At 68.0% G+C, this 17,876-nt stretch carries 15 protein-coding genes; 5 read left to right on the top strand and 10 right to left on the bottom strand.

Features of this window, described 5'->3' with window-relative positions; genetic code table 11:
* Positions 1-4 precede the first annotated feature (4 nt).
* The 4 genes from ACTJLD_RS20345 to ACTJLD_RS20360 all read right to left on the bottom strand — a co-directional run bounded on the left by ACTJLD_RS20345 (position 5) and on the right by ACTJLD_RS20360 (position 4,377).
* Positions 5-910, bottom strand: a complete 906-nt coding sequence (locus ACTJLD_RS20345) for a metal-dependent hydrolase (protein WP_027789351.1) — start codon at positions 908-910, stop codon at positions 5-7.
* Positions 907-1,842 (bottom strand): SDR family NAD(P)-dependent oxidoreductase, encoded by a 936-nt coding sequence (locus ACTJLD_RS20350; RefSeq protein ID WP_021156860.1) that lies wholly within the window; start codon positions 1,840-1,842, stop codon positions 907-909. Before ACTJLD_RS20350 ends, ACTJLD_RS20345 begins: the two co-directional genes overlap by 4 nt.
* A gap of 21 nt (positions 1,843-1,863) precedes the next feature.
* A complete protein-coding gene (locus ACTJLD_RS20355; RefSeq protein ID WP_440659496.1) occupies positions 1,864-3,459 on the bottom strand; it encodes a flavin-containing monooxygenase in 1,596 nt (531 codons plus the stop codon).
* A 246-nt stretch (positions 3,460-3,705) separates the two neighbouring features.
* The gene (locus ACTJLD_RS20360) at positions 3,706-4,377 is read right to left on the bottom strand and encodes a lysoplasmalogenase (protein WP_226155583.1); all 672 of its coding nucleotides are present in this window, start codon (positions 4,375-4,377) and stop codon (positions 3,706-3,708) included.
* A 410-nt stretch (positions 4,378-4,787) separates the two neighbouring features.
* Between ACTJLD_RS20360 and speB the strand changes: the two genes are divergently transcribed.
* A complete protein-coding gene (gene speB, locus ACTJLD_RS20365) occupies positions 4,788-5,756 on the top strand; it encodes an agmatinase (protein ID WP_440659497.1) in 969 nt (322 codons plus the stop codon).
* 238 nt (positions 5,757-5,994) lie between these two features.
* On the opposite strand, the gene ACTJLD_RS20370 is transcribed toward speB, so the two are convergent.
* Positions 5,995-7,293, bottom strand: coding sequence for a citrate synthase family protein (locus ACTJLD_RS20370; protein WP_440659498.1), 1,299 nt, complete (start codon positions 7,291-7,293; stop codon positions 5,995-5,997).
* A gap of 103 nt (positions 7,294-7,396) precedes the next feature.
* Between ACTJLD_RS20370 and ACTJLD_RS20375 the strand changes: the two genes are divergently transcribed.
* A complete protein-coding gene (locus ACTJLD_RS20375) occupies positions 7,397-8,830 on the top strand; it encodes a CoA transferase (protein WP_440659499.1) in 1,434 nt (477 codons plus the stop codon).
* 278 nt (positions 8,831-9,108) lie between these two features.
* On the opposite strand, the gene ACTJLD_RS20380 is transcribed toward ACTJLD_RS20375, so the two are convergent.
* From ACTJLD_RS20380 to ACTJLD_RS20395, 4 genes are all read right to left on the bottom strand, one after another.
* The gene (locus tag ACTJLD_RS20380) at positions 9,109-10,089 is read right to left on the bottom strand and encodes a sulfonate ABC transporter substrate-binding protein (RefSeq protein ID WP_048022540.1); all 981 of its coding nucleotides are present in this window, start codon (positions 10,087-10,089) and stop codon (positions 9,109-9,111) included.
* Positions 10,090-10,212: 123 nt separating this feature from the next.
* Positions 10,213-11,049: a MerR family transcriptional regulator gene (locus ACTJLD_RS20385; RefSeq protein ID WP_027789345.1), complete on the bottom strand. Its 837-nt coding sequence runs from the start codon at positions 11,047-11,049 to the stop codon at positions 10,213-10,215.
* 86 nt (positions 11,050-11,135) lie between these two features.
* Complete coding sequence (locus ACTJLD_RS20390; protein WP_134255175.1) at positions 11,136-11,681, bottom strand: GNAT family N-acetyltransferase; 546 nt, start codon at positions 11,679-11,681, stop codon at positions 11,136-11,138.
* A 134-nt stretch (positions 11,682-11,815) separates the two neighbouring features.
* Positions 11,816-12,835: an AraC family transcriptional regulator gene (locus ACTJLD_RS20395; RefSeq protein ID WP_060319560.1), complete on the bottom strand. Its 1,020-nt coding sequence runs from the start codon at positions 12,833-12,835 to the stop codon at positions 11,816-11,818.
* A gap of 424 nt (positions 12,836-13,259) precedes the next feature.
* On the opposite strand from ACTJLD_RS20395, the gene ACTJLD_RS20400 reads away from it, so the two are divergent.
* Positions 13,260-14,624, top strand: a complete 1,365-nt coding sequence (locus tag ACTJLD_RS20400; RefSeq protein WP_440659500.1) for an MFS transporter — start codon at positions 13,260-13,262, stop codon at positions 14,622-14,624.
* Positions 14,625-14,743: 119 nt separating this feature from the next.
* Complete coding sequence (locus ACTJLD_RS20405) at positions 14,744-15,829, top strand: porin (protein WP_440659550.1); 1,086 nt, start codon at positions 14,744-14,746, stop codon at positions 15,827-15,829.
* A 13-nt stretch (positions 15,830-15,842) separates the two neighbouring features.
* Here the strand turns inward: ACTJLD_RS20405 and ACTJLD_RS20410 are convergent, their stop codons facing one another.
* On the bottom strand, positions 15,843-16,715 hold the full coding sequence (locus ACTJLD_RS20410; protein WP_440659501.1) for a LysR family transcriptional regulator: 873 nt from the start codon (positions 16,713-16,715) through the stop codon (positions 15,843-15,845).
* A 131-nt stretch (positions 16,716-16,846) separates the two neighbouring features.
* Between ACTJLD_RS20410 and ACTJLD_RS20415 the strand changes: the two genes are divergently transcribed.
* Complete coding sequence (locus ACTJLD_RS20415) at positions 16,847-17,845, top strand: quinone oxidoreductase family protein (protein WP_440659502.1); 999 nt, start codon at positions 16,847-16,849, stop codon at positions 17,843-17,845.
* Positions 17,846-17,876: the final 31 nt, after the last annotated feature.

Genomic DNA, 17,876 nt, shown 5'->3' on the forward strand with positions numbered 1-17,876 from the left:
GGCGTCATGCCTGCGCAACCGGGTGCAGCGGCACGCGGCGCGGGGCGGCTTGCGCGGCGTAGCGCGCGTTGGTCGCGTCGATGTTCTCGAGCAGCGTGTCGAGCCCCTGCAGGTACTGGTGGTTGTCGTGGTCCCACGGGTGGAAGCCGGGGCGGAAGTAGTCGAGCCATTCGCGCGCGATGCTCGGGAACACGCCGTGTTTCGGGCTGTACAGGTACTTCACGAGCCGCCACATGCCGCCGAACTTGCCGTGTTCGCGACGGTGCGCACGCATCAGGCGCACGTGGAAGTCGAACACGATCGTCCAGAAGAACACGGTCGTGGTCAGCATCGTGCCCGTGCGCAGCAGGTAGCTGCCGAGGCCCGGCTTCATCACGGTGGTCCATACGTCGTACGACACGGCCTTGTGCTCGGTTTCCTCCATCGCATGCCACATCCACATCTGCTGGTAGCCTTCGACCGAGCCGTCGATCCGGTGCTCGTGGCCCGACAGCAACTGGTTCGCGAGGATCGCCGTGTAGTGCTCGAGCGCGATCGTGATCGCGAGCTGCATCGAATGCGGCAGCACCTTCTTGAACCAGCCGAGGATCGTCCACAGGCGCTTGTCGAGCTTGTGCGCGGGCAGGCCGGACGACTGCAGCAGGTCGTTGTATTCGATGTGCTCGCGCGTGTGCATCGCCTCCTGGCCGATGAAGCCGAGTACCTGCTTCTTCAGTTCGGGATCCTCGATCCGGTCGCGATAGTTGCGCACCGAATCCATGAAGAAGCGTTCGCCGGCCGGGAACAGCAGCGACAGCGCGTTCATGAAGTGCGTGACCGGCACGCCCTGCACGTGCCAGTCCTTCGCGCGTTCCGGCGGCAGCGCGAAACGGATGTCGCGCCGCACCGGCATCATGTTCGGGGTCGTCATGATTGTTCTCCTCCCTGATTGCCTGCATTGTTGTAGGTGGCGTGCAGCGGCGCGGGCGCCGGCGTGCCGCGAGCGGCGTCACGGCGCGCGCGGGCGGCCTCGCGGCGCGTCGCGAACACGACGAGCGCCTGGTACGCGGACGGCAGCACGCGCGCCATCCAGTCGCCGGCCTTCGCGTCGCGGCCGATCAGCACGCGGCGCTTGTTCTTGCGCACGCCCGCGAGGATCGTGCGCGCGGCATCGTCGGCGGTCGTGATGAAGAACTTCTCGAACGTGTCGCGGCCTTGCTGCTCGCTCGCGACCATGAAGCCGACCATGTTCTTCGACACGCGGCTTGCCTGCGCGATGTTCGTGCGGATGCCGCCCGGATGCACGCAGGTCGCCGATACGCCGCACTTCATCATGTCGAGTTCCTGGCGCAGCGATTCGGTGAAGCCGCGTACCGCGAACTTGGTCGCGTTGTAGCCGCTCATGCCCGGTTGCGCGAAGATCCCGAACAGGCTCGACGTGTTGATCACGTGGCCGTCGCCCGATGCCTTCAGGTACGGCAGGAATGCCTTCGTGCCGTGCACGACGCCCCAGAAATTGATGTTCACGATCCACTCGAGATCGTTGTAGTCCATCCCTTCGATCGTGCTCGACAGCGCGACGCCCGCGTTGTTGAAGATCAGGTTGACCTTGCCGTGTTCTTTCGCGGTGTCGTCGGCCCACGCGAACATCGCATCGCGCTCGCCGACGTCGAGCACGCGCGTCGAGACACGCACGTTCGGCGCGATCGTACGGACGATCCGTTCGGTTTCGGCAAGGCCGACGCCGTTCTTGTCGGCGAGCGACACGTGGCAGCCTGCCTGTGCGAGCTGGATCGCGAGCGAGCGGCCCATGCCCGAGCCGGCACCCGTGATCGCGGCGACCTTGTTGGCGAAATCTCTCATGTCGGTTGCTCCTTGTCTGGCTCAGGCCGCTTCGGCGGAAGTCGGAGTCGAAGTCGAAGCGGCTGCGGCCGGCGCGGCGGCGGGCCGCGCCGTGGTGTCGAGTTGCGGCGCGCGATACGCGTGGTAATCGGCGATCGAGAAATGCGCGGTCGCCTGGCGGAAGCGCCACGTGAAGCCCGGCCACAGCGTGGTGTTCTTGCCGGTGCGCGGATCGAGGTACCAGCTCTTGCAGCCGCCCGTCGACCAGATCGCCTTTTTCAGCTTGCCCTGCAGGTCGCTGTTGAATTGCGCCTCGACGAGCGGACGCACCTCGATCGCATCCGCGCGTTCGCGACGCATCGCCTGCAATGCGCCGAGGATGTACTCGATCTGCGACTCGATCATGAACACCATCGAGTTGTGGCCGAGGCCCGTGTTCGGGCCGACGATCATGAAGAAGTTCGGGTAGCCGGGCAGCGTCGAGCCGAGATACGCGTGCGCGCCGTCGCGCCATGCGTCGACGATGTCGAGCCCTCCGCGGCCGATGATCGCGCCGCGCGGAAACGGATCGGCCACCTGGAAGCCGGTGCCGTAGATCAGGCAGTCGACTTCATGGCGGCGGCCGTCGGTCGTCACGACCGCGTCGGCTTCGATGTGGTCGATGCCGGTCGTGATCACGTCGACGTTCTTGCGCGACAGCGCCGGGTAGTAGTCGTTCGAGATCAGCACGCGCTTGCAGCCGAGCGTGTAGTTCGGCGTGACGGTCTTGCGCAGCTCCGGATCGGGAATCTGCTTGCGGATGTGGCGCAGCGCGAGCTTCTGCACGTTCTTCATCAGCGACGGATGGATCGCGAAGCCGAGCACGCGCGATTCGAGCATCCAGTAGATGCCGCTGCGCACGGCCTTCTGCGTGAACGGCAGCGTACGGAACAGCCACTTCTCGAACCCGGTCAGGTTGCGGTCGGGCTTCGGCATGATCCACGGCGGCGTGCGCTGGAACAGCGCGAGTGTTTTCACGCGCGGTGCGATCTGCGGCACGAACTGGATGGCGCTCGCGCCGGTGCCGATCACCGCGACGCGCTTGCCTTCGAGTGCATAGTCGTGATCCCAGTGCTGCGAGTGGAACGCGCGGCCCTTGAAATTCTCGACGCCGGGAATCGACGGCAGCGCGGCGCGCGACAGGCCGCCCATCCCGGACACCAGCACGCGTGCCGACAGCCGCTTGCCGTTCGCGAACGTGAGGCGCCAGCGTTGCGCGGCGTCGTCGTATTCGGCGCGCTGCAGTTCGTGGTTCAGGCGCAGGTGCGCGCCGATCCCGAAGCGCTGCACGCAGTCTTCCAGATACGCGCGGATCTCCGGTTGCGGCGCGAACATGCGCGTCCAGCGCGGGTTCGGCGCGAACGAGAACGAATAGACGTGCGATTGCACGTCGCATGCACACCCGGGGTAATGATTGTCGCGCCACGTGCCGCCGACCGACGCGGCCTTCTCGAGGACGACGAAGTCGGTCACGCCTGTTTGCCGCAGGCGGATCGCCATCCCGAGGCCGGCGAAGCCGGTGCCGATGATGGCGATGTCGATGGTTTCGTCCAGGCCGTCGTGGCCGGGCGGACCGAAAGGCAGCGTACGAGCATTCATCCGGGTGTCTCCGATTTGGCTCATTTTCGAATGTTACATTGTTTGATGTAACGATAGTGGGTGAACCCGGAAACCGCAAGAGGCTAGAAGCGGCGCTCTAAGGGCCGGAAGCCAGGCTGGAAAAGGCTGAGCGGGGTTTGGAACGGGCCGGTTCCCGCATCGCGGGATGCGCGGAAAGGGCCGTCGGCGGGGCGAGAGAGGGAGCGCACGAGACCGCCGGCGTGCGGCGGTCTGTTTGAAACGGTATCAGGGACGGATCGTTCGGGCGGCCGTCTCATGGAAAACCCCGGCGACGATCGTGACCTGCGCGAGCGCGTAGAGGCCCCAGATCAGGTACTCGATGCCCGGAAAGCCGCCGAGGAAACGGCCGACGCCGATCAGCGTATCGGAGCCGACGAAGATCAGGCTGCCGACGGCCACCAGTGGGCCGCGCGTGCGGGCCGCGAGCGCGAAGCTCGCCATCACGCAGAGCACGAGCATGTAGACGGCGACGGGTGCGAGCAGTTCGCCGAGGTGCGGGAAAAACGCCACGTAGAACGCCGGGGCGGCGATCCACAGCCCGACGAGCGCGACGACGCGCCAGCCGTGCGGCCGTGCGCGCCAGCGCATGAAGATCGCGCAATAGCACAGGTGCGTGAGCAGGAACGCGCCGAGGCCGAGGACGAACGACAGCGGCCAGTCGGGCAGCGCGAGCAGCACGTCGCCGAGCACGGCGGTCACGAGCGCCGCACACAGCCACGCGCGTTCGCGCGCCGCGCCGCAGGTGCTGCCCGCCGCGAGCAGCAGGATGCCCATCGCGGCTTTCGCGGCGGCCTGGCCGGGATAGGGGGCGGCAGCGAGCGACAGCCCGTACAGCAGCGCGGCGAAGACGGCGAGCGGCCAGAGCCGGCGGTAGGTGGCGGGAAGCGTGGCGATCAAGGCGGGTGTCTCCGGTTTGTTGTTGTCTGCGGTGGACGGCGCACGGTCGAGGGCGCGGCTGCCGGCCATTATCCGGAAGAACGGGCGCGGGAAAACCGGCGAATCCTTCTAGGACGCGGCAGGCAGGGGACGCAAAGGCGCCTGGCCGCAGCCGTGGCGATCCGGCTTTGCCGTGTGCACGACGGGCGAACGCCTTCACCCGGTTTCTTCGACGTGTTGCCCCGGTCGAGCCGGGGCAACGACATCAATTCGGCTTGTTATGATCGCCGCGGTATTGCCGTTGTCGTTGTTCCGCCCGGCCGCGTGACAGGATGCGCAAGCCGGTGCGTGCCCGATGAATCCATGCCGTACTCGCTCCGCGCGCCGATGCAACGCGGCGCGGGCCGGCCCCCACGAAAAATGGTCCGACCATGACCGAACTTCTCCATGGCGACGGCGCGATCCGTCGCACGACGCCCTACGGCTCGTCGATCGAAAACACCTTTGCGGGCGTGCTGTCGTTCATGCGCCGCAACTATTCGCGCGCGCTCGACGGGGTCGACGTCGCGATCTCCGGCGTGCCGCTCGACCTCGCGACGACCTATCGCTCCGGCGCGCGGCTCGGCCCGGCCGCGATTCGCGCGGCGAGCGTGCAGCTCGCGGAGCTTCACCCGTATCCGTGGGGTTTCAACCCGTTCGACGATCTCGCGGCCGTCGACTACGGCGATTGCTGGTTCGACGCGCACAACCCGCTGTCGATCAAGCCCGCGATCGTCGAGCATGCGCGCACGATCCTGCGCTCGGGCGCGAAGATGCTGACGCTCGGCGGCGACCACTACATCACGTATCCGCTGCTGGTCGCGCACGCGGAGCGCTACGGCAAGCCGCTGTCGCTGATCCATTTCGACGCGCACTGCGATACGTGGGCCGACGACGATCCGGACAGCCTCAATCACGGGACGATGTTCTACAAGGCCGTGAAGGAAGGGCTGATCGATCCCGCGACGTCGGTGCAGGTCGGCATCCGCACCTGGAACGACGATTTCCTCGGGATCGAGCGGCTCGATGCCGCGTGGGTGCACGACCACGGTGCGCGCGCGGCGGTCGAGCGGATCGTCGACATCGTCGGCGCGCGGCCCGCGTACCTGACGTTCGACATCGATTGCCTCGATCCGGCGTTCGCGCCCGGCACCGGCACGCCGGTCGCGGGCGGGCTGTCGTCGGCACAGGCCCTCGCGATCGTGCGCGCGCTCGGCGCGATCGACCTGGTCGGTGCGGATGTGGTCGAGGTGGCACCTGCGTACGACCACGCGGACATCACGGCGATCGCGGCCGCGCATGTTGCGTGTGACTTGCTGTGTCTGTGGCGGCAGAAGAGGGTGGCAGGGGCGCTGAAGTAAGCAGGCATGCCGGGTATGCGCGTGCCGACGGCGCGCGCACGTTGTCGGCTCGATGCGCGGTGTGCCGATTGCCGTTTGCATCCGGTGGATTCGGCAAAGGGCCATCGGGGATTTCCGTGGAAGGTCCTTGCCGATCCGTTGGCGACATCCGCGAAACGTCAGCGGGTGGCTGCCTCCGTCCGCCGGCGAGGCATTCGCGTATCACCGATGTTGCGTGCCCGCGGCATCGAGCAAAAAGCTATCGATTCCTGAAGAAAGCGGAAAGCATGTCGTCTGCCGGAGCAGCACGGTGCGGCGTCGCTCGCTGCTTTCCCGATCGTCCGCGGGATCGTGCGCGATCCGGCTCGACACCGGTGCCAACCGGCCATGTTCCTGTATAAACCGCACGCGGCCGGATGAGATCGGATTGCGCGCGCTGCTCGAGCCCGTGCGCGATCCAGCCGATCGAGCGGCCCAGTGCGAACAGGCCGAATGCGGCACCGACGGGAAGCCGCAAATGTCTGCGCAGTGCCACCAGCGCGAGATCCACGGAGGGCTTCTGGCCGGTGAGCGCGCTCCCTGCATCGAGCATCCTGTTCCACTGAGGGCGGCGCGGCAGGATCCGCGACAACAGATACGTCGCGCGCACGTCGCCATCAGGGTAGAGCGAATGTCCGAAGCCCGGCAAGCCGTCACCCCGGGCGAGACGCTCGCTCATTTTCCGTTCGACATCCTTATTGCCGATTTCGTCCCACAGTGCTTCGCCGCGCGCCGTGGTGGCGCCGTGACGTTCGCCCGACAGGCCGGCCAGGCCGCCGACCACGACGGCCCGCAGGCTCGCGTTCGTCGATGCAATGCACCGGCCCGTGAAGCTCGACGCGTTCAGTTCGTGATCCGCGCACAGCACGAGCGCCGCCCTGATCAGCTCGGCGCCCGCGGGCCCGACGCCCCACGCCCGCGCGCATTGCACGTGGATGGGGGCCGTATCGATCCGGGTGCGCAGCAGGCATGCCGCCAGAATCCGCACGAGATCGCCGCAGCCCTGTGCGTGACGATCGGACGATTGCTGCCAGATCGCCGTTGGCGCGTCCTCGCTCGCGACGGTGAAGAGCGGCAGCAGTGCCTGCTCGGCACGTTGGTCGCCGTAGTGCCTGAAGAGCGTTCGCAGCACCGCGGGCGTAGCGGGGGCCTGGCGGCCGAAAGCGGTCTGCTCGTCGCATCGCCATAGCAGCGCCGCGACTTCCTCGAGGCTCGCCCGGCTCGCGAGATCGAGCGCATCCGTGCCGCGATAGAAGAGCCGGCCGCCGTCGATCAACGTGATGCTCGATTCGAGCACCGGGGCACCCCAGTTCAGCGCGGCCTTTGCCACTTCCTTCGGCTTGCGGCCTCGTGCGCGTTGATCCGCGAGCCGGTCGACGTCGGCCGCGAGGTAGCGGCTTTCACGGTGGCTGCCGCCAGGTTCCGCGCGAAGCAGGCCGCGGCTGACGTACGCATAGAGCGTTTGCCGCGAGACGCCGAGCCTTGCCGCGGCGTCGGTCGAATTCAGGTAGTTCGACATCGTGCGCAGAGTGAATCGTTCGACAGGTTGATCAGGATAATCAACGTTGACAGCAAATGCGAGCGAGACGATCTTTGCGTCACCTAATTCATGCGAGGCGAACATGCGTGTCGATCAAATATCGCGGGAACGGGCCACGACCGACGAGGATCGGGTGTCGCACCATCTGCGGACGTTCTGGCTGGCGGCCGGCGGCTCTCCGGCTTTCCTCGAATCGTGCAGCTTCAGCGGCGCGGGAGAACTGGTCTCCGCGTTTCGCGTAACCGACATGGCCGCGGCGGCAATCGGGGCGGCGGGGACGTCCGTCGCCGAATTGCTGCATGCGTCGGCGGGAACGTTGCCGGCGGTACAGGTCGACCGGCGCATGGCGTCGCTGTGGTTCGGCACGTCGTTGCGTCCGCAGGGCTGGACGATGCCGCCTCAATGGGATCCGGTGGCCGGCAACTATCGGGCGCGCGATCGCTGGATCAGGTTGCACACCAACGCGCCGCATCATCGACTGGCCGCGTTGTCGGTACTCGGCTGTGCCGCCGATGCGGAATCGGTCGCGCAGGCGGTGAGTCGCTGGGATGCCGGCGCGCTCGAGGCGGCGATCGTCGAGCGTGGCGGGTGTGCCGCGGCGATGTACTCGGCGCAGGAGTGGGCCGGGCATCCGCAGGGGCAGGCGGTCGCAGCCGAACCGTTGCTGCACGTTCATTCCGCGACGGATGCCGTCGCGCATGCCTGGCGGCCTTCGAGCGACCGGCCGCTGCGCGGCATTCGCGTGCTCGACCTGACGCGCATTCTCGCCGGCCCCGTGGCGACACGATTTCTTGCCGGCCTGGGTGCCGAGGTGCTGCGCATCGATCCGTACGGCTGGGAAGAACCGGGTACGGTGCCCGAAGTCGTCCTCGGCAAGCGCTGTGCGCGGCTGAACCTGAAGGATGCCGCGGATCTCGATACGCTCAGGCAGTTGCTGCGCCGCGCGGATATCGTCGTGCACGGTTACCGGTCGGATGCGCTGGCGCGCCTCGGGCTCGATGCCGCGCAACGGCGCGAACTGAATCCCGCGCTCATCGACGTGTCGCTCGACGCCTATGGCTGGACCGGCGCGTGGCGTTGCCGGCGCGGCTTCGACAGCCTCATTCAGATGAGCACGGGAATCGCCGAGGCGGGCATGCGCGTGACGGGCAGCGATGAACCGGTGAACCTGCCGGTCCAGGCGATCGACCATGCGACGGGCTACCTGATGGCGACGGCCGCCATCCGCGGGCTGACCACGCGAATGACGCAGGGTGTCGGTACCGAGGTCCGCGCTTCGCTGGCGCGCACGGCGGCCGTCTTGCAGTTGCGCCCGGAGCCGATGAGCGAGGTGGTCGAACTGGTCGCCGACGATCAGCGGGATCGGGCGGACCACGTCGAGCTCACATCGTGGGGGCCGGCATCGCGGCTTCGCCCGCCATTGCAGATCGACGATGCGCCGCTGCGTTGGTTTTATCCGGCACGTGCACTGGGTGCATATGAACCCGGGTGGTTGTCGTCGAACGACGATCTTTGAGGAGGCGCGTTTCCCGGTCTTCGGCGCCGTACGCCCGGAAGGTCAACGTGACGCGAAGAAGTCGGGGGCGATGAACGGCCGGCCGGCTGCCGACACCATCGGCCGGCACGTGACCACGTAGAGCAACCAGGTCAATGGAGGCGCGGAGCGGGGACGTTGGCGAAGCGGGCAGTTGCTCGCCGCCCAAATTCCGCAACGTCGGGCAATGCAGAAAAGGCCGGCGGGCAGCATGCCCGTCGGCCTTTTTTCTATGGACGTGTGCGAAGCGTGGGTTCGCGCTACTTCGCGGCGAGCGCGGATGCGATGCTCTTGTCGCTCCACGCGTTGTCGGCCACGCTCAGCTTCTGCGGAATCAGCTTCGCCGCGTAGAACGCATCGGCGACGCCTTGCTGGGCCGCGACGATCCGGTCGTCGATCGGCACCGCGCCAAACGGGACACGCTTGATCCACGTCTCGACGAGCGGTTGCGGCAGGCCGACCTTCGGCGCGATCAGCGCGGCGGTGTCGGCCGGATGCGCGTTGACCCACAGGCCCGTCTCGCGCGCCTGCTTCAGGATCGCGCCGACCACGTCGGGATGCTGCTGCGCGAAGTCCCGCGTCGCTTCGTAGAAGTTGTTGGTCGCCGCGAGGCCCGTGTAGTCGGACAGCGTGCGTACCTTCAGCGTGTTTTGCGCGGCCGCGTAGTACGGATCCCAGACGACCCACGCATCGACGTTGCCGCTTTCGAACGCGGCGCGCGCGTCGGCCGGCGCAAGGTACACGGGGTGGATTTCGTCGTAGCGCACGCCGGCCTTCTGCAAGGCTTCGAGCAGCAGGTAGTTCGCGCTCGAGCCCTTCTGCAGCGCGATTTTCTTGCCGCGCAGGCCCGTAACCGAACGGATCGGCGAATCGGCCTTCACGAGCACGGCTTCGTTGTGCGGCGCCGGCGGTTCCGCGCCGACGTAGACGAAGTGCACGCCGGCCGCTTGCGCGAACACGGGCGGCGGCGCGCCCGTATAGCCGAAGTCGATGCTGTTCGCGTTCAGTGCTTCGAGCAGTTGCGGCCCGGCCGGGAATTCGAACCACTGGACGCCATAACCGAGCGGCTTGAGCCGCGCTTCGAGCGAACCTTGGGCCTTGACGACCGACAGCAGGCCGGCCTTCTGGTAGCCGATGCGCACGACCTTGTCGGCGCTACCTTGTGCGAACGCCGATGCCGCGGACAGCGTGACGAGCGTGACGGCGGCGGTGCGGGCGATCCAGCGGGTGAAACGAATCATCGAACGGACTCCATGCAAAACGTCTTCGGGCGAGCGGCTGTGCCGCTCGGTTGGAAGAATCGTCGCATGGGCGGTCGCGCCCGCAAACGAAGCATTGCCGATATGAATATGACGGCGGCGCGCCTATGCTTCGTCGTCGTGTTCCGATGCCGGCGTGCCGGACTGCCGCGCGGCTTCGTCGCTGAGCTTTTTGTCGAGGATCGTCGCGACGCGGCCGCCGAGATAGGCGCTCGCGGCGGTTTCCAGCGCGCGGTTCGTCTCGCCTTCGACGAACACGGCCGCGAGCGGGCGCAGGCGCCAGATCGCGTCGACCAGCTCGGGCACGTCGGTGGCGGGCGGCAGCGTGCCGGCGTCGTAGCGGTCGAGCCGCTTCACGACGAGATCGACGAGCAGCCGCGCGATCGCGTCGAAATGCGGCCGCGCGAGGCTGATCACGTCGAGCAGTTCGCGCGGCGGGATGCCTTCCTTCGTCATCGCGGCCGCCGCTTCGAGCAGCGCGGGGCTCTTCGCGACGAACGACAGGCCGCGCCGTTCGAGCAGGCCGAGTTCGGTGACGCGTGACAGCTGCGTGGTCGCCTGCGGGCCGAACATCTGCGCGAGCGCGGCGAGCGAATAGGTTTTCGGCAGTTCGTGCGACCAGCGGCCGCCGATCGCGTTTTCGAGGCCGAGGATCGAGCGCAGGTCGTGGCCTTCGTCGATCGCCTTGATCAGGTCCTGGATGTTCGACAGCGTGTAGCCGCGCGCGAGCAGGTGGTTGATCAGCTTCAGGCGCGCGACGTGCGTGTCGTCGTAAATGCCGACGCGGCCGCGCTTTTCCGGCGGCGCGAGCAAGCCGCGATCCTGGTACGCGCGGACATTGCGCACGGTCGTGTCGGACACGCGCGCAAGCTCGTCGACCGTGTACTCGTTGCGGGCGTCCGGCGCGGCCTCGTCGGGTGTGGAATGAGTCTGTTTTGACATGCGGCCATTCTAGCGCGACGTGGCGCGCCAGGGTCCGTTCGCGCGCATGAAGGGCCGGCGCGAGCCGGTCATTCGCATGACCGGACCTATGGCGAGACGGGGAGCGTGTTCGCACCGTCGCCGAGCGGGCGCTGCAGCAGCGCCGTATCGATCCAGCGGCCGTGCTTGAAACCGGCCGCCTTCAGCATGCCGGCCGGCTCGAAGCCGAACGCGCGATGCAGCGACGTCGAGCCGCCGGTGCCGCCGTCGGCGATCACCGCGATCATCTGCCGCCACGGGCCGGCCTCGCAGCGTTCGATCAGTGCCGCGAGCAGCGCGCGGCCGATCCCGCGCCCGCGCTGCGCATCGTCGATGTAGATCGAATCCTCGATCGTGAAGCGGTACGCGCTGCGCGTGCGGTACGGCGTCGCGTACGCGTAGCCGGCCACGCGGCCGTCGCATTCGGCGACGAGGTACGGCAGCCCGTGGCTCAGTACCGCGTCGCGGCGCGCGCGCAGTTCGGCGACGTCGGGCGGCGTTTCCTCGAAGGAGGCGACGCTGTGGTGCACGTGGTGCGCATAGATCGCGTGGATCGCGTCGAGATCGGCTTCGGTCGCGTCGCGGACGACGCAGGCGGCTGGCGAGATGGACATGGCGACGGAGCGACAGGGTGGGGTACGGGAAAACCACTACTATGCGGGCGATTGCCCGGCGCGTAAAGCGGTGGCCGCGGCGATGGCGAGCGGCGGCGACTGCAGCGGTAACCGCGCGTCGGGCGCCGCGGGGTTCAGTTCGGCGCCCGCTTCTTCTGCGTGTCGCGCGGCAACTCGTCGAAGCGGGCGAAGTAGTAGGCGGAAAAGCGGCCGAGGTGCCCGAAGCCGAACGTCAGCGCCGTATCGGTGATGCTGGCGGCCGGGTCGGTCAGCAACTGCACGCGCGCGGCGTCCAACCGGATGTTGCGCAGCAGCTCCATCGGGGTCGCGCCGTGATAGCGGCGACACAGCACGTTCAGCGTCCGCAGGCTGACACCGGCCGCGCGGGCGAGATCCTCGAGCGAGATCGGCGCGCAGAGCCGCGCGTGGATGAATTCGTGCAGCGCATCCATCTGCCGGATGTCGCCGCGCGATCCGGCTTGCGCGGGTGCGCCGCGCGCTTGCAGCGCCGGGCCGGCTTGCACGGCGGCGGGCGACGGCGGGCAATGCACGAGCAGGAACAGCGCGAGGCTTTGTTCGAAGTGGTCGCGCCATTCGGCCCGTATGCCGCCGTCGTCGGCAACGGCGAGCACGTTGAGCAGCGACTGCGCGATCAGATCCCACTGCGACGCAAGCGCCGTCGGCAACAGGAAGCCCGGTGCGAGGCCGGGCGCCGCGTCGTCGGGCCGGCGGCCGCAGACTGCGCGCATCAGCGAATCGGGCACCTTGACGATCAGCTGCCGGGTGCCGGTTCGCCAGCGCAGGCGCACGCGCGACGTCGGTGCCAGCACGGCGGTACGCCCTTCGGAGACGCCCATCACGTGCCCGTCGCACTCGATTTCGGCGCTGCCCGCGAGGGACGTGTGGACGAGCGAAAAGCCGTCGAACGGGCGCGGGGCGACTTCGACTTCGGCGCCGTACTGCAGCGCGTAGACGCTCAGGTGATTCAGTTGCCCCTTGAACAGCGCTGCGTCGGGTACGCCCTGCTTCCAGCGCAGCGCATGCTCGGCCAGTTCCAGCGAGACCTGCTCGTGCGCATCCGTGCGCAGGCCGGATCGGAACACGCAATTCCGATACAGCGCGGACAATGCGTCCGCATTCGGGGTGAGGGGCATGGGGCGTCTCCTGCGTGGCGTTTTTCGTGCAGCACATCGGCTGGCCGCGGATGTGCGTCGTGCCACATCGGTTTCTCTTGTGAGCGAGATATCCTGAAACGATGATATTGATCTTTGTCAGGCTTGTCGAAAGTTTCGCAAGAATCGGATAGTCCCGTCCCCGCCGGGGAGAAATCCGGATAGCGCGCGGCGTGCGGCACGAGAAAAACGAACCGGATTCGCGAGCGGCCTGCAAATTCCGGATAGTGGAAATCATTGTGGCTTCCTACACTGCGCCGGCAGCCGGACGAACAGCGGCGCATTTCATGTCAATGATTCGTACAACTACTAAGTTGATGGGCCGATCGATCGTACTAGGTCGAACTCGCGTAATGCGACGGCTACCGCCGGGCCCGGGTCCCCTCTGGAAAAGGAAGGAAGCTCCATGCGTCAAATCAACCTGCAGGCGCTCTCGGACGATGCGCGGCTGGGCAAGCTGCACGGCGTCGTGCTGTTCTGGTGCGCGCTGATCATCGTGTTCGACGGTTACGACCTGGCAGTGGCCGGCATCGCGCTGCCGGCGATCATGAACGAGATGGGCGTCAACCCCGCGCAGGCCGGCTTCATGGTCAGCTCGGCGCTGTTCGGCATGATGGTCGGCAACATCGTGTTCGGGACCGTCGCCGAGCGGATCGGGCGCCGCCGGGCCATCGCGGCCTGCCTGACGTTGTTCAGCGTCTTCACCGCGGCGGCCGGACTGGCGCCGACGCCCGTGCTGTTCGGTGTCGCGCGCTTCCTCGCGGGCATCGGCATCGGCGGCGTCATGCCGAACGTGATCGCCCACATGACCGAATATGCGCCGCGCCGCGTGCGCAATACGCTGGTGACGCTGATGTTCAGCGGCTATTCCGTCGGCGGCATGCTGGCGGCGGTCATGGGCAAGGGGATGATCGACGCCCATGGATGGCAATCGGTGTTCGTCGCCGCGGGCGCGCCGGTGCTGCTCGTTCCGCTGCTCATGAAATGGATGCCGGAATCGCTGCCGTTCCTGATCCGGCACGGCAGGACGGACGAACTCGCACGCATCGCGCAGCGGCTCGATCCCGCCTATCGGCCGCAACCGGGCGACTGCTATGTCGTTCCGCGCGCCGACCACGCGGGCAACGCGCCGGTCCGGCAGCTGTTCGACGACGGCCGCGGGTTCAGCACGGTCATGTTCTGGATCGCGTGCTTCATGTGCCTGTTCATGGTGTACGCGCTCAGTTCGTGGTTGACGCGGCTGATGGCGGGCGCCGGCTACAGCCTCGGCTCGGCGTTGACGTTCGTGCTGGTGCTGAACGCCGGCGCGATGGCCGGCGCGATCGGCGGCGGCTGGCTGGCCGATCGCCTGCCGATCAAGACGGTGCTCGTGTCGATGTACCTCCTTGCCGCCGTGTCGATCACGCTGCTCGGCTACCCGATGCCGACCGCGCTGCTGTTCGTGCTGGTCGGCCTCGCGGGTGCGTCGACGATCGGCACGCAGATCGTCAACTGCGCATATGCGGGGCAGTTCTATCCGATGGCGATCCGGTCGACCGGCATCGGCTGGACGTTGGGTGTGGGCCGCAGCGGCGCGATCCTGGCGCCGATCGTCATCGGCGTGCTGGTGGGCATCAATCTGCCGCTGGCACAGAACTTCATGGCGATCGGGCTGCCCGCGCTGGTGGCGGCCGTCGCGGTCGGCTTGATCGATCAGCGGCGCTCGGCGTCGCGCCACGGCCCGGCGGTTTCGGCCGCCGAACGGCACGTGTCGTCCGCCGGGCAGTCCTGAACGGTTTATCCGCGGCGCCGGCGCGCGGCCGCCGGCCGATCGCGCACGGCGACGCCGCGGCCCGCATCCTGTGAAGGGGAAAGTCAGTCATGCAGCTCGATTCAAGGGCGTCGAAGGCGATGCTGGGGTGGAGTGTGTTCGCATCGTCGCTGATCGCGACGACGGGCACCGTACAGGCGCAGGGCAGTGTGACGCTGTACGGCATCGTCGACACCGGCATTTCGTACTACAACCATGCGGCGAAGGGCGGATCGGCGGTGGGCATGCCGCATCTGACCGGCGAATTGCCGTCGCGGTGGGGCGTGAAGGGTACCGAAGACCTGGGGGGCGGCAACCGCGCGTTTTTCGTGCTGGAGAACGGCTTTCAGCCAGGCACCGGTCGGCTCAACTACGGCGGGCGACTGTTCGGCCGGCAGGCGAACGTGGGACTGAGCAGCGCATACGGAACGCTCACGCTCGGCAGGCAAATGAACATGACGGCCCATGCGCTGGCCAACGCCGACGTGATCGGGCCGTCCATTCATTCGCCGAGCAACTTCGACGCCTATCTGCCGAATGCGCGCAGCGACAACGCGATCGGTTACCTGGGCAAGTTCCGCAGGCTCACGATCGGCGGCACCTACAGCTTCGGCCGCGATGCCGCCGGGCCGGCCGGGCCTTCCGCGACCGGCTGCGCTGGGCAGGTGCCGGGCAATCCGCTCGCGTGCCGGCAATATACGGCGCTGGTCGCTTACGACGCGGCGCGCTTTGGCGTCGCGGTGTCCTACGACGTGAAGCGCGGCGGGGCGGGCGCATCGGCGCCGCTCGACAGCAGCGCCCATACGAGCACGCACGGCGTCGTCGGCGGCTATGCGGTGATGGGGCGCGCGAAGCTCGGCGCGGGATGGATCAGGAACAACGTCGCGGCGGCCGGCCATTTGCAGACCGATATCGTCTTCGCGGGCGTTGCCTATGCGCCGACGCCTGCGGTCACGTTCGATGCACAAGGCACGCGTTATCTGCGACGCGGGCCCGCGAGCAACGCGAACGCGACGTTGCTGGCCGGGCGCGCCAACCATCAGCTGTCCAAGCGGACGCGCGTCTATACGTCGGTCGGCTACATGCTGAACAGCGCGAGCGCAGGCAAGGCGGTCGCCGCCGGTGGCACGGTCGAAACGGGGCAGAGCCAACTGGGGATCATGGCCGGGCTACAGCAGCGGTTCTGACGAGGCCGGGGCGTCAGAGCCGCCCATCCGCCGCGCGAACCGCTTCGGCGATCGCATCCGCGACACGCTGTACGCGCGGCGAGCGGCGCACGTCCGGATGGACGACGAGCCAGATTTCGCGCTCGATATCGCAACGCGGCGCGGTGGTCAGTTCGACGAGCGGCGCACCGGCTTGCACGGCCGGATCGTCGACGAGAAAGCGCGGCAGCAGCGCGACGCCGGCGCCCGCCGCGCACGCGCGATGCTGCGCGGCGAGGTCGTTCGCGATGAACGCGAAACGGCGCCCGGCCGCGAAACGCTCGAGCCACTGCTGCTGCGGCGTTTGCGCGAGTGCATCGTCGTAGCCGACGAACGGCCAGGTGTCGGGCGGCGCGCTCGCCCATTCCGGCGACGCGCACAGCGCGAAGCGCATCGTGCCGAGCCGCCGCGCCGCGAGCCCCGGCTCGGTCGGCCGCGACAGCCGCACCGCGAGATCGGCTTCGCGCGCGTACAGGTTCGCCGCGTGCATCTCGCCCATCAGGTCGATCCGCAGCGCCGGCCATGCGTGCTGCGCGCGGGCCAGGCGCGGCGCGAGGAAATGGCTGGCGAACACCGGCGACGCCGATACGCGTACCACGCCGTCGAGTGCAGCCGCACCCTGGGCGGCGCGCGCGAACGCATGCGCGTCTGCTTCGAGGCGTGCGGCGTGCTCGGCAAGGTGCAGCCCTTCGTCGGTGGGCGGCCAGCCGCGCGGCAGCCGGTCGAACAGCCGGATGCCGAGCGCGGATTCCAGCGCGTCGATGCGGCGCGCGACCGTCGAATGCTGAACCTGCAGCGTCCGCGCGGCCGCCGACAGGCTGCCGCCGCGCATCACCGCGAGGAAGTACCGGATGTCGTCCCAGCCCATCGGTGGCGCGGCTGCGGGTGTGGATGCTTGATCGGTCGAATTTTGCACAGTAGATGGGCGATCAACGGGAATTTCGATCGATTATGCACGATGGGATGATCGTGTCACTTCATTCGATTGCGAGGAACGTCATGACTCAAACCACGACCGCCATCCGGATCGGGATCGACCGCTACGGCGACGCCGGCGTGCTGCGCCGCGTCGATGCACCCGTCGCGCCGCCCGATGCCGGCGAGGTACGGATTCGCCAGACCGCGATCGGCGTGAATTTCGTCGACATCTATTTCAGGACGGGCGCGCATGCGTTGCCCGCGCTGCCGGACGCACTCGGCGTCGAGGCGGCGGGTGTGATCGATGCGGTCGGGCCGGGTGTGACGGATCTCGTCCCCGGCCAGCGCGTCGCGTATGCGGGCATGCCGACCGGCAGCTATGCGAGCCTGCGCACGATGCCGGCCGAGCGCGTGGTGCCGATCCCCGACGGCTTGAGCGATGACGCAGCGGCCGCCGGGCTGCTGAAAGGGATCACCGTTTACATGCTGATGCATCGCGTCCGGCAGGTCGGCGCGGGCGACACGGTGCTCGTGCACGCTGCCGCCGGCGGTGTAGGACTGCTGGCGACGCAATGGGCGCGTGCGCTCGGCGCGCGGGTGATCGGCACGGTCGGGTCGGCCGCGAAAGCCGCGCTCGTGCGCACGCATGGCGCCGAGGCGGTCGTCGATTATCGCGAGGAGGATTTCGTCGCGGCGGCGCGCGCGTTCGGCGGCGGCACCGGGGTCGATTACGCGATCGACGGGATCGGCGGCGACGTGCTGACGCGCACGCTCGGTGCAGTCCGTCCGTTCGGGATGGTCGCGAGCATCGGGCAGGTGGCCGCGATCGGCGCACGGCACACGTTCGATCTCGACGAACTGGGGCCGGCGCGCTCGATCGCGCTGGCGCGGCCGAGCGTGCTCGGCTTCATCGCGCGCGACGTCGACGGTTACCGGGAGGCTGCGCGCGCGACACTCGAACGGCTGGCGAGCGGGATGCACGTGGAGATCGGCGCGCGGCTGCCGCTCGAACAGGCGGCCGATGCGCACCGGCTGCTGGAGTCGCGCACGACGACGGGCGGGGTCGTGCTGGTGCCGTAACGGCGGGTGGCGGCGAATCGCGAGGCGGCCC

It is taken from the genome of Burkholderia sp. 22088, assembly GCF_052045915.1.
GTDB classification, from domain to species: Bacteria; Pseudomonadota; Gammaproteobacteria; order Burkholderiales; family Burkholderiaceae; genus Burkholderia; species Burkholderia cepacia.

Excerpts from the sequence above, each read along its gene's own strand:
- ACTJLD_RS20400 (WP_440659500.1), top strand. The coding sequence starts at position 13,260 with ATGCGTCAAATCAACCTGCAGGCGCTCTCGGACGATGCGCGGCTGGGC.
- ACTJLD_RS20345 (WP_027789351.1), bottom strand. The coding sequence starts at position 910 with ATGACGACCCCGAACATGATGCCGGTGCGGCGCGACATCCGTTTCGCG.
- ACTJLD_RS20370 (WP_440659498.1), bottom strand. The coding sequence starts at position 7,293 with ATGTCGAACTACCTGAATTCGACCGACGCCGCGGCAAGGCTCGGCGTC.
- speB (WP_440659497.1), top strand. The coding sequence starts at position 4,788 with ATGACCGAACTTCTCCATGGCGACGGCGCGATCCGTCGCACGACGCCC.
- ACTJLD_RS20415 (WP_440659502.1), top strand. The coding sequence starts at position 16,847 with ATGACTCAAACCACGACCGCCATCCGGATCGGGATCGACCGCTACGGC.
- ACTJLD_RS20350 (WP_021156860.1), bottom strand. The coding sequence starts at position 1,842 with ATGAGAGATTTCGCCAACAAGGTCGCCGCGATCACGGGTGCCGGCTCG.
- ACTJLD_RS20380 (WP_048022540.1), bottom strand. The coding sequence starts at position 10,089 with ATGATTCGTTTCACCCGCTGGATCGCCCGCACCGCCGCCGTCACGCTC.
- ACTJLD_RS20355 (WP_440659496.1), bottom strand. The coding sequence starts at position 3,459 with ATGAATGCTCGTACGCTGCCTTTCGGTCCGCCCGGCCACGACGGCCTG.
- ACTJLD_RS20395 (WP_060319560.1), bottom strand. The coding sequence starts at position 12,835 with ATGCCCCTCACCCCGAATGCGGACGCATTGTCCGCGCTGTATCGGAAT.
- ACTJLD_RS20385 (WP_027789345.1), bottom strand. The coding sequence starts at position 11,049 with ATGTCAAAACAGACTCATTCCACACCCGACGAGGCCGCGCCGGACGCC.
- ACTJLD_RS20375 (WP_440659499.1), top strand. The coding sequence starts at position 7,397 with ATGCGTGTCGATCAAATATCGCGGGAACGGGCCACGACCGACGAGGAT.
- ACTJLD_RS20405 (WP_440659550.1), top strand. The coding sequence starts at position 14,744 with ATGCTGGGGTGGAGTGTGTTCGCATCGTCGCTGATCGCGACGACGGGC.
- ACTJLD_RS20390 (WP_134255175.1), bottom strand. The coding sequence starts at position 11,681 with ATGTCCATCTCGCCAGCCGCCTGCGTCGTCCGCGACGCGACCGAAGCC.
- ACTJLD_RS20410 (WP_440659501.1), bottom strand. The coding sequence starts at position 16,715 with ATGGGCTGGGACGACATCCGGTACTTCCTCGCGGTGATGCGCGGCGGC.